Raw genomic sequence first — 15,798 nt, 5'->3', positions numbered from 1 at the left:
AGAATATTAACTGAAGATGAGAAAATCTACTCGTTTTCATTTAGTATTTTTTAAAACTTTAAACAGAAGTCAGACCTCAATCAACCGACAACTTTCGGTACGACAATAAAAGGAGTGAGACCGGATGGATTATGTAATTGAAATGCTGAACATCCGCAAAGAATTCCCAGGGATTGTAGCAAACGATAATATTACGCTGCAGCTTAAAAAGGGTGAAATACATGCGCTTTTGGGAGAAAACGGCGCTGGGAAATCCACTTTAATGAACGTTCTCTTTGGGCTTTATCAGCCGGAAAAAGGAGAGATACGCGTTAAAGGGGAAAAAGTAAACATCACAAGCCCGAATATCGCCAATGATCTGGGAATCGGAATGGTTCACCAGCATTTTATGCTCGTTGACACCTTCACGGTTACTGAAAACATTGTGCTTGGTATGGAGCCTAAAAAAGGGTTTACGATTGATATGAAGAAAGCAGAAAGAGATGTTAAGGAAATCTCTGACCGCTATGGACTGCGTGTTGATCCAAAGGCAAAAATCGCTGATATTTCTGTAGGGATGCAGCAGCGTGCTGAAATTTTAAAAACGCTTTACCGAGGAGCAGAAATATTAATTTTTGATGAGCCGACAGCTGTTTTAACACCACAGGAGATCAAGGAGCTTATTCAAATATTCCGCACGTTAATTGCTGAAGGTAAATCAATCATTCTGATTACTCATAAACTGAAGGAAATTATTGAAGTATGTGATCGCGTTACAGTGATTCGGAAAGGGGTAGGCATTGACACACTCGATGTGGAAGGTGCTACTCCAAATCAGCTTGCAAGTTTAATGGTAGGAAGAGAAGTATTATTCAGAACCGAAAAAACAGAAGCTGAACCTAAAGATGTGGTGCTTCAGATTTCAAAGCTGAATGTTAACGATGCCAGGGGAGTCAGAGCTGTAAGAGATCTTGATCTGACTATTCGCGCAGGTGAAATTCTTGGTATAGCAGGGGTTGACGGAAATGGGCAGACTGAATTAATTGAGGCAATTACTGGTCTTACAAAAATATCCTCAGGTTCTATAAAGCTTAGCGGAAAAGAGCTATCAAGCTACAAAACTAGAAAAATTACTGAAGCTGGAGTAGGCCATATCCCACAGGATAGACATAAACATGGACTCGTTTTGGATTTTCCGATTGGAGACAATATGGTTCTACAAACGTATTACCAGCGACCATATTCTAAATTAAGCATGCTGAATAATAAAGAAATTAATAAGCAGGCAAAAAAACTAATTAATGAATTTGATGTAAGAACACCATCCGAGTACACCCAGGCCCGTGCATTATCCGGCGGGAATCAGCAAAAGGCCATCATTGGGAGGGAAATTGACCGTGACCCGGATCTGTTAATTGCTGCACAGCCTACCAGAGGTCTTGATGTAGGGGCAATTGAATTTATTCATCAGCGCTTAATTGATCAGCGCGATAAAGGAAAAGCTGTTTTGCTTTTATCCTTTGAACTAGATGAAATTCTAAATGTCAGTGACAGAATCGCTGTAATATATGAAGGAAATATTATTGCCGTTGTGAATCCTAAAGAAACAACTGAGCAGGAGCTTGGTCTGTTAATGGCCGGTTCAAAGAAGAAGGAAGAAGGTGACATCAAGCATGTTTAGTCGTACGCAGACTATCTTAATACCCGTTATATCCGTCGTATTAGGCTTATTGATCGGGGCTGTCGTTATGCTGGTTTCCGGGTATAATCCTATCGAAGGCTATAGCGCGCTTTTGAGGGGGTCGCTTGGTGATTCCTTTTATATCGGAGAAACCATTCGCCAGATCACTCCATATATTTTTGCCGGACTTGCGGTTGCTTTTGCCTTTAGAACCGGGCTATTTAATATCGGCGTTGAAGGCCAGCTTTTAGTAGGCTGGATTGCTTCAGTATGGGTCGGACTTGCATTTGATCTGCCGAAAATCATACATCTTCCTATGGCTGTCCTTGCCGGCGCTATCGCCGGAGCGTTATGGGCTTTTATACCGGGCTTGCTTAAAGCAAAGCTCCGCGTCCATGAAGTAATCGTTACGATTATGATGAACTATATCGCACTTCATCTCGTTAATTATCTGGTCCGCTATGTTATTTCAGATCAGCAAAATACAACCAGCCGAGTCCCGGAATCAGCATCGCTTAAATCACCTTTTTTTGAAGCGCTGACTGAATTTTCAACAATGCACTATGGTATATTTCTTGCTTTGGCTGGAGCCATTATTTATTACGTTATTTTGGAAAAAACCTCAACAGGATTTGAACTGAGATCAGTTGGCTTTAATCAGAACGCATCTCAGTATGCAGGTATGAATGTTAATAGAAATATTATTTTATCAATGGTCATCTCAGGTGCTTTCGCAGGTCTTGGCGGAGCAATGGAGGGTCTTGGAACATTTGGTTATGCTTTTATTCACGGAGCGTTTTCAGGTGTAGGATTTGACGGGATAGCTGTAGCCCTTTTAGGTGGAAACGTAGCAATTGGCGTAGTGCTTGCTGCAGCACTTTTTGGTATTTTAAAGCAGGGAGCTTTAATTATGCCGCTTCAATCCGGTGTTCCGACAGAGCTGGTTGAAATTGTTATCGCGATTATTATTTTCTTTGTTGCTTCAAGTTACATCATTGCCTACTTGCTGCAGCGCTTTAAGAAGGGGGCTCAATAATGGATATTCTAACAGCAATTGAAATCTTAGTGAAATCCATGCTATTTGCTTCTGCCCCGCTTATCTTTACTGCACTGGGCGGTGTCATCTCAGAACGGTCAGGTGTCGTAAATATAGGACTTGAGGGTCTGATGGTTATTGGTGCCTTCTCAGCGGTTGTATTTAATATAACGTTTGCATCAGCATTCGGTGCAGCTACTCCTTGGGTTGCCTTATTAATTGCGATGGGGATTGGAGGATTATTCTCCCTGATCCATGCTGTCGCATCCATTACATTCCGGGCAGACCATGTAGTGAGCGGAGTTGCCATTAACTTTTTAGCGCTTGGTCTTGGGGTTTATTTAGTTAAGGCATGGTATGGTGCGGGGCAAACCGCAAAAATTCCTGAGCCTTTGTATTATCAGAGAATCCCTTTACTTTATGATATACCGGTCATCGGGCCGATTTTATTTAATAACTATGTGACATCTTATCTCGCGATTTTTGTTGCTGTACTCGTATGGTTTTTATTATTTAAAACACCATTTGGTCTTCGTTTGCGCTCAGTTGGGGAACACCCTCTTGCAGCAGATACGATGGGGATCAATGTATATAAAATGCGCTATATTGCAGTAGTTTTATCCGGAGTAATGGGCGGACTTGGCGGCGGCGTTTATGCGCAAACCATTACGCAGGATTTCAGTGCATCCACTATTACCGGACAAGGATTTATCGCCCTTGCAGCTGTCATTTTTGGTAAGTGGCATCCGCTTGGTGCGATGGGAGCAGCTCTGTTTTTCGGACTGGCACAAAGTCTTGCTATTATAGGTTCAAGCTTCCCATTCCTTGCAGATGTTCCGAACTGGATTTTACTATCTGCTCCATATATTCTTACAATTCTTGCCCTTGCAGGATTCATTGGACGTGCTGACGCGCCTAAAGCAGTAGGTACTCCATATATTAAAGGGAAAAGATAGGGGATTAACTAAAGAAAAAGCACCGGCTTCCGGTGCTTTTTCTGCGTTTAACATTGCTTGCAGCTTGTGAGTAGAGTTCATTAGAATGTATAGTGGAACCATAGAATATAAATACTAAGATTTGGTGGCGGTATGTGATAGCTGCTAGAAGGAGCGAAATGATGACAATTCAACCAAAGACTGTTAAGAATGAAGGCTTTTCTATTCATACGATTGAAACGAAGCAGTTTAAAACAAACCAGGTAGTTGTAAAATTCCGTGCACCTTTGCAAAAAGAAAATGTAACTGCACGTGCACTGCTGCCCTATATTTTGCAAAGCAGAACCAAAAGATGGCCGACTACAGCTTCATTTCGAACTCATTTAGATGATTTATATGGAGCGACTGCCAATGTAGATGTCACAAAAAAAGGTGAGTCCCATATCCTCAGCTTTTCTGTAGATATAGCAAATGAACGTTATTTAAAGGATACAACTCCTTTAACAAAAGAGGCATTTACGGTCTTAGCTGAAATCCTGTTTAATCCTTTGACTGAAGGAGACGGCTTTTCTGCTAAAGTGGTTGAGCAGGAAAAAAGATCACTTAAACAGCGTTTGGAAGCAGCGCGTGATGATAAAATGAAATATGCAACGCAGCGCTTAATTGAAGAAATGTGTGAAGGAGAGCCATTTGCTCTTCATCCAAATGGGTTGATCGGCGAAATTGATGCACTAACACCTGAAATTCTTTATCAGACCTACAAACAAATGCTTTCTGAGGATGCGATTGATTTATATGTAGTTGGAGATGTAGAGCATGAGGATATTCTTGAGTTTTGTCAGGAATTGCTCCCCTTCCAAACAAGACCTCCTTATGAAAATGAGAATAAAACCTCCGTCCAAAAAGCTGAGTCAAAAAAAATCGTTGAAAGGCAATCTGTTAAACAAGGAAAGCTCAATATCGGGTACCGTACTGAAACGGTTTATGGCGATGAGGATTACGTTCCGCTGATTATGATGAACGGAATTCTTGGCGGTTTCCCCCACTCAAAGCTTTTTATTAACGTTAGGGAAAAGGAAAGTCTCGCTTATTATGCTGCCAGCAGAATTGAAAGCCATAAGGGCCTGATTTTTATCATGTCAGGAGTTGATCCCGGTAAGATCGACCGTGCTTCAACGATTATACAGGAACAGCTCTCAGCCATTCAGGAGGGCTCCATTTCAGATAAAGAGGTTGATCAGACGAGAGCGGTAATGAAAAACCAGATGCTTGAAACGCTCGACGCAGCGAGAGGGATTATTGAGGTATTGTATCAAAGTGATATTTGCGGTAATCCATTTACGATTGACGAGTGGTTTGAAAAAGTCGAAGCTGTCACAAAAGAGCAAATTATAAATGTGTCAAAAAAGATTATGCTTGATACTACGTATATTTTAACTGGAAAGGAGGAGGCGTAAAATGGAAAAAAAGAAATATGACCAGCTTCAGGAAGAGCTTTATTTCGAAAAATTGGAAAACGGGCTTTCTGTTTACGTGCTGCCAAAACCGGAATTCAGTAAAACCTATGCAACATTTACTACAAAGTACGGTTCGATTGACGACCATTTTATTCCCCTTGGCGAATCGAAATTAGTGAAGGTGCCAGATGGGATTGCCCACTTCCTTGAGCACAAAATGTTTGAAAAAGAAGATGGTGATGTATTTCAGCGCTTTAGTGAAAAAGGTGCTTCAGCTAATGCATTTACTTCCTTTACCCGAACAGCTTATTTATTCTCAAGCACTTCAAATGTAAGTGAAAATCTTTCCACACTGATTGACTTTGTGCAGGCTCCTTACTTTACTGAGGAAACGGTTGAAAAGGAAAAAGGGATCATCGGCCAGGAAATTACGATGTATGATGATAATGCAGACTGGAGATTGTACTTTGGGGCAATCCAGAATATGTTTCACCATCATCCTGTTAAGGTTGATATAGCAGGCACAGTTGAGTCCATATCAAAAATAACAAAAGACCATTTGTATCAATGCTACAATACGTTTTATCACCCTTCGAACATGCTGTTATTTGTTGTGGGCTCTGTAAACCCTGAGGAAATCGTTAAACAGGTGCGTGCAATCCAGGATGGAAAATCATTTAAGCCCCAGCCACCGATTGAACGTCACGTTGAAGAAGAGCCATCTCATGTTTTTAAAGAGCATGCTCAGCTTAATATGGATGTACAGGTGCCAAAATGTATGATCGGCATGAAGGCTTCAAATGTTGATTTAAAAGGGGATGCCCTGCTTCGTCGCGAGCTAGCTGTCAATGCGGCGCTCGATATCCTTTTTGGCAGAACTTCAGAGAACTATACTTCACTATTTGAAGAAGGGTTAATCGATGACAGCTTTACGTTCGATTTTTCACAGGAGCAGGGATTTGGTTTTGCTCTGCTTGGAGGAAACACAAGAAATCCGGATAAGCTGACAGAAACGATCAAGTCCATTTTAACGAGAGAGGCCCAAAATTCCACGATTACAGAAGAGCAATTAAATTCTGTAAAACGAAAAAATATAGGGGGATTCCTGCGCTCATTAAATTCACCTGAATTTATCGCAAACCAATTTACCCGCTATGCTTTTAATGATATGGATTTGTTCGAGGCGGTCCCTGCTCTTGAAACCCTGACCAAGGACGATATTGCAGCAGCTCTATCTGACCTTGCAAGACCTGAGAAAATGACCAGCTTTTATATTCTGCCGAAGGAAAAAGAGGAAAGTGAATAAACGAATTCTCGTACTTGGAGCAAGTGGAGGAATTGGAAGGGCTATTGTTAAAAACCTCGCTGAGGATGGATGGACGGTTTATGCTCAGTATTTTACTAATAAAGAAGCCGTTCTTTCTTTAATGACCGAATCTTCATATGAAGGCGAAGTAATTCCTGTATGGGCAGATTTGAATTTTTCCGGCAGTACAGATAAATTGCTTGAGCAGGCGGGTGCTGTTGATGCTTTTGTTCATGCAGGAGGAGATACATTTGAAGGAATGCTTGAAGAAACACCCGATCAAAAAATGGATGAACTATGGGCCATTCATCTTTATGAGCCTGTAAGAATAATTAAAGCGATTCTTCCGTCCATGAGGAGAAAAAGGACCGGATCAATCGTCTTTATCTCATCCATTTTTGGAGAAACAGGAGGATCTTATGAGGTCATGTACTCAGCGGTAAAAGGAGCGCAGATTTCATTTGTAAAAGCGCTTGGAAAAGAGCTTGCACCTTCAAATATCCGTGTGAATGCTGTAGCACCTGGAGCTGTTGAAACTCCTATGCTCAGCGGGTATGATTCAGCTGACCGGGAGGCAATTGAAATGAATATACCTCTTGGCCGCGTCGGAAAACCTGAGGAAATTGCAAAGGCCGCGATGTTTCTTTTAGGAGATGAATCAAGCTACATTACCTCCCATGTTTTATCAGTAAATGGCGGCTGGTATGCATAATGTATAGAGCTTCTTTCTTAAAGCATACTAAGTAACGGGCGCAGTTTCATTAGTAAAAATTGCATCCTTACATTAAGCTGATAAAAGAAGGAGGAAAAAACATGTCTGTTCTTGAAAACTGGCAGCAATGGAAAAGTTTTTTAGGTGACAAGGTCATCCATGCGCAGGAAGGCGGTATGGAGAAAGGCAAAATGTCTGAAGTTGCTTTTCAAATTGGTGATTACTTAGCAAAAAATGTTGACCCTAAAAATGAGCAGGAGCGTGTACTGGCTGATCTTTGGTCTGTAGCTGATACAGAAGAGCAACATATGATCGCCAATCTTATGATCCGTTTAACTGGACACAGCAGCGCTCATTAAAATTTGTTTACTTGCAAAAAGAGAGGAGAAATCCTCTCTTTTTTGTTTGCAAAGCAGCTTTAAGTGAAATTATGGGATGGAATATCCCTATTTTCACTCGTTCTTTTGGTTTCCCTTTTCTAATACTGTAAAATGATTTATTATTAACCATATACACCGGTTATAGCGAAATTAGTCGTTTTTTAAGAAGGAGATGAACGTATGCAAAAAAAGGAATGGTATTTAGAGTATGAAATTCAAAAAAACAGGCCCGGTTTGCTTGGCGATATCTCCTCACTGCTGGGTATGCTCAAAATTAATATTATTACGATTAATGGCGTCGATGAAGGCAGGCGTGGTATGCTTTTATTAGCAAGGAATGATGAACAGATTGCACGGCTTGAATCGATCATCAGCACGATGGATACCATTCAGCTGACTAAGCTTCGTGAACCAAAATTAAGAGACCGGCTTGCTGTACGGCATGGACGTTATATTCAGCGTGACGCTGACGATAAAAAAACGTTCCGTTTTATCCGGGATGAATTGGGACTTCTCGTTGATTTTATGGCAGAGTTATATAAACAGGAAGGCCACAAGCTAATCGGTATTCGGGGAATGCCGAGAGTAGGAAAAACTGAATCCATTGTAGCTGCGAGTGTTTGTGCGAATAAAAAATGGCTGTTTGTCTCATCAACATTATTAAAGCAGACCATCCGTGATCAGCTAATTAAAGATGAGTACAATGAAAATAATTTATTTATTATAGACGGTGTTGTGTCGACAAGAAGAGCTAACGAAAAACATTGGCAGCTCGTCCGTGAGATTATGAGAATGCCTGCAATCAAGGTAATTGAGCATCCGGATGTGTTTGTAGAAAATACAGAGTATTCAATGGACGATTTTGATTATATAATTGAACTTCGTCATCATCCTGAAGAGGAAATTACATATGAGATGGTCCCGAAAAATAATATGTTCAGCAGCTCCGAATTCGGCAGCTTTGATTTTTAAGTATTGGTAGGTGTAAACATTGACAGAACTAGGCAAACGCTTGAGGGAAGCCCGTGAAGAAAAGGGCTATTCACTCGAAGAAGTACAATCTTTAACAAAAATCCAAAAAAGATATTTACAGGGAATTGAAGAAGGAAATTATTCAATGATGCCTGGTTCATTTTATGTACGGGCATTTATCAAGCAATACGCAGAGGCGGTGGGGTTAGACCCTAACGAACTTTTTGAAGCTTATTCAAACGACATTCCTTTAAACCATGAAGAGCAGATACCTGTTCATTTAACACGTGCTCAAACGAAAAAAACTGGAAACAGCTCTTCAACCATGTTCAGCTTTCTGCCAACTGCGATTGTCGTTGTATTTATAGTAGGAATCTTATTTGTAGCTTGGGTCCTGTTTCAAAATATTCTTTCAGAAAATAATGACGTGCCCAACGGAACTGATGAAACTGAAGAATCAGTTGACATAGATCAGCAGAATGAAGCCGTAAACGGGGAGGAATCCGCTGAGGAGCCTGCTCAATCCGATGAAGAGCAAAATGAGGAAAATACAGAGGCTGAAACTGAAGAGTCCATCTCTATAGAAAATATAGGCGTTGAGGGACCGACTACAACTTACCAGATCAGTAATGCTGATGAGCTAGAGATTACCATTACTTCCCCTGACACATGGATTGGCATTACCGATGAAGCCGGAGGTTCTCTTGCAGGCCAGCCGGTGGGAGAAGGGGATACATTTACATTTGACGCTTCTGAATATGACTGGTTCCGTATTCGGGTCGGCAGCACTGCAGGGACTGAAGTGCAAATCAATGGAGAGGCTGTTGAGTACGGTATTCCTGCAAACGAAGTAACAACTCAAAATATGATTTTTGAAGTTGAAAACGAGTAGCTAAAAGTTTTAATCAAGCAGAATAGTCATCCGCGGTGATGGCTATTTTTTTGCTAAGAGGTGCAATGAGGAGGAACAGACGCGTGAATATACCAAATAAAATAACGATCTCCAGGATTTTGCTTATACCATTATTTATGGTTATTATGCTGATAGATTTTGGATGGGGCGCCTTTAAGCTTTTAGGGGCTGAAATTCCAGTAAACCATTTTATCGGAGGGCTGATTTTTATCTTCGCTGCTTCCACTGATTGGGTCGACGGGTTTTATGCAAGAAAGTACAACATGGTAACCAATCTGGGGAAATTTTTAGATCCGCTTGCTGATAAACTGCTTGTTTCAGCTGCCCTTGTTATATTAGTAGAATTACAAATGGCACCTTCCTGGATAGTGATTTTAATCATCTCCCGTGAATTTGCGATTACCGGACTAAGATTGGTTTTAGCGGGCAGCGGCGAGGTGCATGCGGCTGCGATGCTTGGAAAAATTAAGATGTGGATGCAGATTGTTGCCATTTCAGCTCTATTGCTGCATAACGTGGTATTTGAAATGATCGGAATTCGATTTGATCTTATTTCTTTATACGTAGCAGCTATTTTTACAGTGTGGTCAGGTGTTGATTATTTTGTGAAGAACTGGGATGCATTCCGTCATTCTAAATAAGGGGCGATTAGATGTATGCTGAAATTATTGCGGTAGGCTCTGAATTATTATTAGGTCAAATTGCAAATACAAATGCTCAATTCATTTCTCAGCAGCTGGCTGAATTGGGAATCGATGTGTATCGACACCGAGTTGTGGGCGATAATGCAGATCGTCTTTTACAGGAAATACAAGAGGCTGAAATGCGTTCAGATCTGGTTATCCTGACAGGAGGTCTTGGACCAACGAAGGATGATCTGACAAAAGAAACAATGGCAGCACACACAAACCGGAAGCTGGTCATGCACGAAGAATCTCTTTTAGCCATCTCAGAATATTTTAAAGCTGCAAACCGTGAAATGACTGACAACAACAAAAAACAGGCGATCGTTCTTGATAATAGCACCGTATTTATCAACAGACACGGTATGGCACCTGGTATGCTGCTCAGACATAATAATACTGTCTTTGTCCTTCTTCCGGGGCCTCCTAGGGAAATGAAGCCGATGTTCCAATTGGATGCAGTACCGGAGCTGCTATCGATTTTCAGTGATGGCAAGCCTGTGCGATCGCGGGTTTTACGTTATTTTGGAATCGGAGAAGCTGAGCTTGAAACAAAAATAGAAGCGTTAATTGATGCACAGAAAAATCCTACAATAGCGCCGTTAGCATCTGATGGGGAAGTGACCCTGCGATTATCAGCAAAGCATGAGAACAAAGAGACGGCGGGTTCAATGCTTGATAAAACAGAGGAAAAAATAAATTCAATTGTCGGCGAATTTATGTATGGTAAAGACGATGAAACACTATTAAATAAAGCATTTTCGTTATTGTCTTCCACAGGCAAAACGATTGCCTCTGCCGAAAGCCTGACAGCAGGCATGTTTTCATCGCAAATCGCTTCTTTGCCGGGAGCCAGCGCCGTCTTTAAGGGCGGAATTATTTGCTACACCAACGAAAGCAAGCGCGATTTAACAGGGGTTAAAGAAGAGACATTGTTAAAGTACGGTGCTGTAAGTGAGCAATGTGCTAAAGAGCTTGCAGCAGGGGTAAAAAAATCACTTAACTCTGATATCGGCATTTCTTTCACCGGGGTCGCTGGACCTGACTCTTTAGAGAATAAGCCGGCAGGAACCATCTGTATTGGTATTGCCATGGACAACAAACCCCCTATTGCAATTTCCCTATCATTAAAAGGGGAAAGGAATTATACAAGAATTAGAACGGTTAAACATGGCTTATTTCAATTGATCCGTTTGCTCGAAGATAGAAAACCTCCGCTGAATTAAGCCGGAGGTTTTTTTAAAAAATTTTTAAAAAGTGAATATGCTTTTTTAAGAGCGAATAGGAGAAAAAAATTAACAAACTCTTTATAATTAATAGAGAAATCGATGATAAATTGCTCAATAAAAAAAGCGAATAAATGTTCGCTTTTTGCTTGTTTATTAGAAGTAAAAGGAGTATAGTAAAGTTAGGTTATGAGATACCAGTCAATACAAGAATGGTAGATCAGATAAAAGGAGGAATTTATGTGAGTGATCGTCAGGCAGCCTTAGATATGGCGCTTAAACAAATTGAAAAACAGTTCGGAAAAGGCTCGATAATGAAGCTGGGTGAAAAAACAGATAGAAATCTTTCAACTGTATCAAGCGGTTCAATCGCATTAGATGCGGCGCTTGGAGTTGGCGGATACCCGCGCGGACGGGTAATTGAAATATACGGTCCTGAAAGCTCAGGTAAAACAACTGTAGCCCTTCATGCTATTGCAGAGGTGCAGTCTAATGGCGGGCAGGCTGCATTCATTGATGCTGAGCATGCTCTTGACCCTGTCTACGCAAGTAAACTGGGTGTTAATATTGATGAGCTGCTGTTGTCTCAGCCGGACACAGGTGAACAGGCTCTTGAAATAGCCGAGGCACTTGTTCGAAGCGGAGCTGTGGAAATCATTGTTGTCGATTCTGTAGCAGCCCTTGTTCCAAAAGCGGAGATTGAAGGAGAAATGGGAGATTCCCATGTAGGTCTTCAGGCGCGCCTTATGTCTCAGGCGCTTCGAAAGCTGTCAGGAGCAATCAGCAAATCAAATACGATTGCTATTTTCATTAACCAGATCCGTGAAAAAGTTGGTGTAATGTTTGGGAGCCCGGAAACAACACCAGGGGGCCGTGCACTTAAATTCTATTCTTCAATCCGTTTAGACGTGCGCCGTGCTGAAACATTAAAACAGGGAAATGAAATGGTCGGGAATAAAACCCGGATTAAGATTGTTAAAAATAAAGTTGCCCCGCCATTCCGTATTGCTGAAGTTGACATTATGTATGGAGAAGGTATTTCCAGAGAAGGCGAAATTATTGACCTTGGCTCAGAAGTCGACATTATTCAAAAAAGCGGATCATGGTATTCTTATAATGGGGACCGGCTTGGACAGGGACGCGAGAATTCCAAACAGTTTCTTAAAGAAAATCCTGCTCTCAGACAGGAAATCATGCTGAAAATCCGTGAATATCACGGAATGGATGTGGACCGGAATGCACCGGCAGAAACAGAAGAAGAGAACTTAAGTCTGCTGGAAGATTAATTCCGCTATCCTGCAAAAGGACAAAGAGGCTCGCCTCTTTGTCCTTTTTTTCGTATTAAATAGATTGCAAACTGGGATAATTTGTTGAGACCCTTGACAATGAAAATATGCAGACTTAAAATTAACATTGTATATTTTACATTTTTATTTCGATTAACAAGTAAATTGCCTGGCCTTGTATAGTAATTTATACTAGCCGACAAAAGGCAGGATCTGAACATTTGAATAGCAAGGGGAGGTGAATACGATGGAACCAATTACTGTCATCATCTCCATTTTGCTTAGCATTATCGTCGGTGTGATTGTTGGTTATTTGATTCACAAATTCATGATGGATGCGAAAATCGGTGGTGCAAAAGGCTCTGTAGACCAAATTCTTGAAAACGGAAGACGTGAAGCAGAGGCTCTTAAAAAAGAAGCACTATTAGAAGCGAAAGATGAAAATCATAAGCTTCGTTCAGAGATTGAAGCTGAACTTCGTGAGCGAAGAAACGAATTACAAAAGCAAGAAAATCGTTTAATGCAGAGGGAGGAAAACCTCGATCGCAAGGATGATTCGCTAAATAAGCGCGAATCAATGCTTGAACGCAAGGATCAATCCTTGCATGAACGACAACAACATATTGAAGAGATGGAAAGCAAAGTGGACGAGATGGTTCAAAAGCAGGAGCATGAACTTGAACGTATTTCCAGCTTAACTCGCGAAGAAGCTAAGAGCATTATTCTTGATCAGGTAGAAAAAGAATTAGCTCAGGATATCGCGATTATGGTGAAGGAGCAGGAAAATCGGGCTAAAGAAGAATCAGAGAAAAAAGCCAGGGAGCTTCTGTCACTTGCAATTCAGCGTTGTGCAGCAGATCATGTTGCAGAAACGACAGTTTCCGTCGTGAATTTACCAAACGATGAGATGAAAGGACGAATCATCGGGCGGGAAGGCCGGAATATTCGGACACTTGAAACGCTTACCGGAATTGATCTTATTATTGATGATACTCCAGAAGCAGTTATTCTTTCCGGTTTTGATCCAATTCGGCGCGAGACAGCCCGGATTGCATTGGAAAAGCTGGTTCAAGATGGAAGGATTCACCCGGCACGAATTGAGGAAATGGTTGATAAGGCTCGCAGAGAAGTGGATGAATACATCCGTGAGATCGGCGAACAAACCACCTTTGATGTAGGTGTCCATGGACTGCATCCTGATTTAATTAAAATCCTGGGTCGCCTGAGATACCGTACAAGCTATGGTCAAAATGTGTTAAAGCATTCTACTGAAGTTGCTTATCTTGCCGGCCTGCTTGCTGCAGAGCTTGGGGAAGACGAAACACTTGCAAGACGTGCAGGACTTCTTCACGACATTGGGAAAGCAATTGATCATGAAGTGGAAGGAAGCCACGTTGAAATTGGCGTCGAGCTTGCGACGAAGTATAAGGAGCATCCGGTTGTCATTAACAGTATCGCTTCCCACCATGGGGATTACGAAGCAACATCAGTTATTGCAGTTCTTGTAGCTGCAGCAGATGCGCTATCAGCAGCGAGACCTGGTGCAAGAAGTGAAACACTTGAGAATTATATCAGACGCCTTGAGCGCTTAGAAGAGATCTCTGAGTCATATGAAGGTGTTGAAAAATCATTCGCTATTCAGGCAGGACGGGAAATTCGTATTATGGTCAAGCCGGAGCAGATTGATGATCTTACAGCGCATCGCCTTGCCAGAGATATCCGAAAGCGAATCGAAGAAGAGCTTAACTATCCTGGACATATAAAAATTACAGTCATCCGGGAAACAAGAGCAGTAGAATATGCAAAATAATCAAGAGGCAATGTGATTCCTGTCACATTGCCTTTTTATTATTTTCATTCGTATGCTATTCTAATACCCGGGTATACGATTCAATTGAAAAAACGATTTGGAAAGAGGAAAATAAAATGAGAATATTATTTATAGGTGATATAGTCGGATCTCCGGGGCGGGAGATGGTTGAAGAGTATTTGCCCCAGTTAAAAGAAAAATACAGTCCTGACTGCACAATCATTAATGGTGAAAATGCAGCGTCAGGAAGAGGGATAACGGAGAAAATTTACCGTCAGCTTGAATCAGCTGGAGGAGAAGTATTCACCTTAGGGAACCATACGTGGGATAACCGGGAGATTTTTCAGTTCATTGACCAGAGCCATAATATGGTCAGACCTGCAAATTACCCAAAAGGAGCACCGGGAAAAGGCATGCAAATTATATCAGCGGGCAGCAGTGAAATTGCTATTATAAATGCCCTTGGCAGGACATTTATGAATCCGGTGGATGATCCGTTTCCTGTCGTTAAAAAGCTTGTGGAAGAAGCAAAAAGGCATACTCCCTTTATTTTTGTGGACTTTCATGCTGAGGCAACAAGTGAAAAACAGGCGATGGGCTGGTTTTTAGATGGTAAGGCATCGGCGGTAGTCGGAACCCACACCCATGTACAGACTTCTGACAACCGAATTTTACCCGGAGGAACTGCTTATTTATCGGATGTTGGAATGACCGGTCCCTATGATGCTATTCTCGGAATGGAAAAAGAAGCGGTGCTTAAGCGCTTTACAACAGGACTGCCTTCCCGGTTTGAGGTTCCTAAAACAGGCAGGGCCATACTCAGCGGCTGTTTGATTGACCTTGACCGTAAATCTGGAAAAGCCGTATCGATTGAAAGGATTCTTATTAACGAAGATCATCCATTCGTGTCGAATTAACAGAAGTCTTTTAGAATTGCATAGGACGCCTCTTCTTTGAATATAGTTAATGGAAATCATCACATCCATGGTGTGGTAGTTGATGTTAATGAGGAGGTACACAATGGACGTCCTGAAGGTATCATCACGATCAAATCCAAACTCTGTAGCAGGAGCACTTGCCGGGGTGCTTCGCGAGCGGGGGATGGTAGAAGTACAAGCAATTGGAGCAGGCGCGCTTAATCAGGCAGTAAAAGCAGTTGCCATCGCCAGAGGATTCGTTGCTCCGGGCGGAGTGGATTTAATTTGTATTCCGGCATTCACAGACATCAAGATTGACGGTGAAGATCGTACGGCAATGAAACTGATCATTGAACCAAGATAAGGAATACCGTTTTGTCTGCAAAAAGAATGAAACGCCAAAAAGAAGGAGGCGATCCAGCTTCTTTCTTTTTGCTGTGTATGTAACCTGAATTACCATTTACTTATAGTATATTTTTAAGGAAGAAAAGGAGATATTTCGACA

The 15,798-nt window shown here is 41.6% G+C and carries 15 protein-coding genes; all 15 read left to right on the top strand.

Annotated elements, in window-relative coordinates:
• Nucleotides 1-124 precede the first annotated feature (124 nt).
• Nucleotides 125-1,660, top strand: a complete 1,536-nt coding sequence (locus C4B60_RS01090; protein ID WP_104055864.1) for an ABC transporter ATP-binding protein — start codon at nt 125-127, stop codon at nt 1,658-1,660.
• Nucleotides 1,653-2,696 (top strand): ABC transporter permease, encoded by a 1,044-nt coding sequence (locus C4B60_RS01085; protein WP_104055862.1) that lies wholly within the window; start codon nt 1,653-1,655, stop codon nt 2,694-2,696. Before C4B60_RS01090 ends, C4B60_RS01085 begins: the two co-directional genes overlap by 8 nt.
• Nucleotides 2,696-3,652 carry an ABC transporter permease gene (locus tag C4B60_RS01080; RefSeq protein ID WP_104055860.1) on the top strand — a complete coding sequence of 319 codons (957 nt, stop codon included), beginning with the start codon at nt 2,696-2,698 and terminating at the stop codon, nt 3,650-3,652. Before C4B60_RS01085 ends, C4B60_RS01080 begins: the two co-directional genes overlap by 1 nt.
• A gap of 158 nt (nt 3,653-3,810) precedes the next feature.
• The gene (gene yfmF / locus C4B60_RS01075) at nt 3,811-5,088 is read left to right on the top strand and encodes an EF-P 5-aminopentanol modification-associated protein YfmF (protein ID WP_425331138.1); all 1,278 of its coding nucleotides are present in this window, start codon (nt 3,811-3,813) and stop codon (nt 5,086-5,088) included.
• A gap of 1 nt (nt 5,089) precedes the next feature.
• Complete coding sequence (yfmH, locus tag C4B60_RS01070; RefSeq protein WP_104055856.1) at nt 5,090-6,394, top strand: EF-P 5-aminopentanol modification-associated protein YfmH; 1,305 nt, start codon at nt 5,090-5,092, stop codon at nt 6,392-6,394.
• On the top strand, nt 6,387-7,106 hold the full coding sequence (gene ymfI / locus C4B60_RS01065) for an elongation factor P 5-aminopentanone reductase (RefSeq protein WP_104055854.1): 720 nt from the start codon (nt 6,387-6,389) through the stop codon (nt 7,104-7,106). Before yfmH ends, ymfI begins: the two co-directional genes overlap by 8 nt.
• A 101-nt stretch (nt 7,107-7,207) precedes the next feature.
• Complete coding sequence (locus C4B60_RS01060; protein ID WP_104055852.1) at nt 7,208-7,465, top strand: DUF3243 domain-containing protein; 258 nt, start codon at nt 7,208-7,210, stop codon at nt 7,463-7,465.
• Nucleotides 7,466-7,666: 201 nt separating this feature from the next.
• The gene (locus C4B60_RS01055) at nt 7,667-8,458 is read left to right on the top strand and encodes a YmfK family protein (protein WP_104055850.1); all 792 of its coding nucleotides are present in this window, start codon (nt 7,667-7,669) and stop codon (nt 8,456-8,458) included.
• A gap of 19 nt (nt 8,459-8,477) precedes the next feature.
• Nucleotides 8,478-9,350, top strand: a complete 873-nt coding sequence (locus C4B60_RS01050) for a helix-turn-helix domain-containing protein (protein WP_104055848.1) — start codon at nt 8,478-8,480, stop codon at nt 9,348-9,350.
• 83 nt (nt 9,351-9,433) lie between these two features.
• A complete protein-coding gene (pgsA, locus tag C4B60_RS01045; protein WP_104055845.1) occupies nt 9,434-10,012 on the top strand; it encodes a CDP-diacylglycerol--glycerol-3-phosphate 3-phosphatidyltransferase in 579 nt (192 codons plus the stop codon).
• 11 nt (nt 10,013-10,023) lie between these two features.
• A complete protein-coding gene (locus C4B60_RS01040) occupies nt 10,024-11,280 on the top strand; it encodes a competence/damage-inducible protein A (protein ID WP_104055843.1) in 1,257 nt (418 codons plus the stop codon).
• A gap of 242 nt (nt 11,281-11,522) precedes the next feature.
• Complete coding sequence (recA, locus tag C4B60_RS01035) at nt 11,523-12,566, top strand: recombinase RecA (RefSeq protein WP_104055841.1); 1,044 nt, start codon at nt 11,523-11,525, stop codon at nt 12,564-12,566.
• 247 nt (nt 12,567-12,813) lie between these two features.
• Nucleotides 12,814-14,376, top strand: a complete 1,563-nt coding sequence (gene rny, locus C4B60_RS01030; RefSeq protein WP_104055838.1) for a ribonuclease Y — start codon at nt 12,814-12,816, stop codon at nt 14,374-14,376.
• 116 nt (nt 14,377-14,492) lie between these two features.
• The gene (locus C4B60_RS01025) at nt 14,493-15,293 is read left to right on the top strand and encodes a TIGR00282 family metallophosphoesterase (protein WP_104055836.1); all 801 of its coding nucleotides are present in this window, start codon (nt 14,493-14,495) and stop codon (nt 15,291-15,293) included.
• Nucleotides 15,294-15,396: 103 nt separating this feature from the next.
• Nucleotides 15,397-15,657: a stage V sporulation protein S gene (locus tag C4B60_RS01020; protein WP_104055833.1), complete on the top strand. Its 261-nt coding sequence runs from the start codon at nt 15,397-15,399 to the stop codon at nt 15,655-15,657.
• Nucleotides 15,658-15,798 lie beyond the last annotated feature (141 nt).

Origin of the sequence: Jeotgalibacillus proteolyticus, assembly GCF_002926065.1 — a bacterium.
GTDB classification, from domain to species: Bacteria; Bacillota; Bacilli; order Bacillales; family Jeotgalibacillaceae; genus Jeotgalibacillus; species Jeotgalibacillus proteolyticus.
The sequence above is the reverse complement of the archived record's forward strand: the minus strand, read 5'-3'. Positions and strand labels throughout refer to the sequence as shown.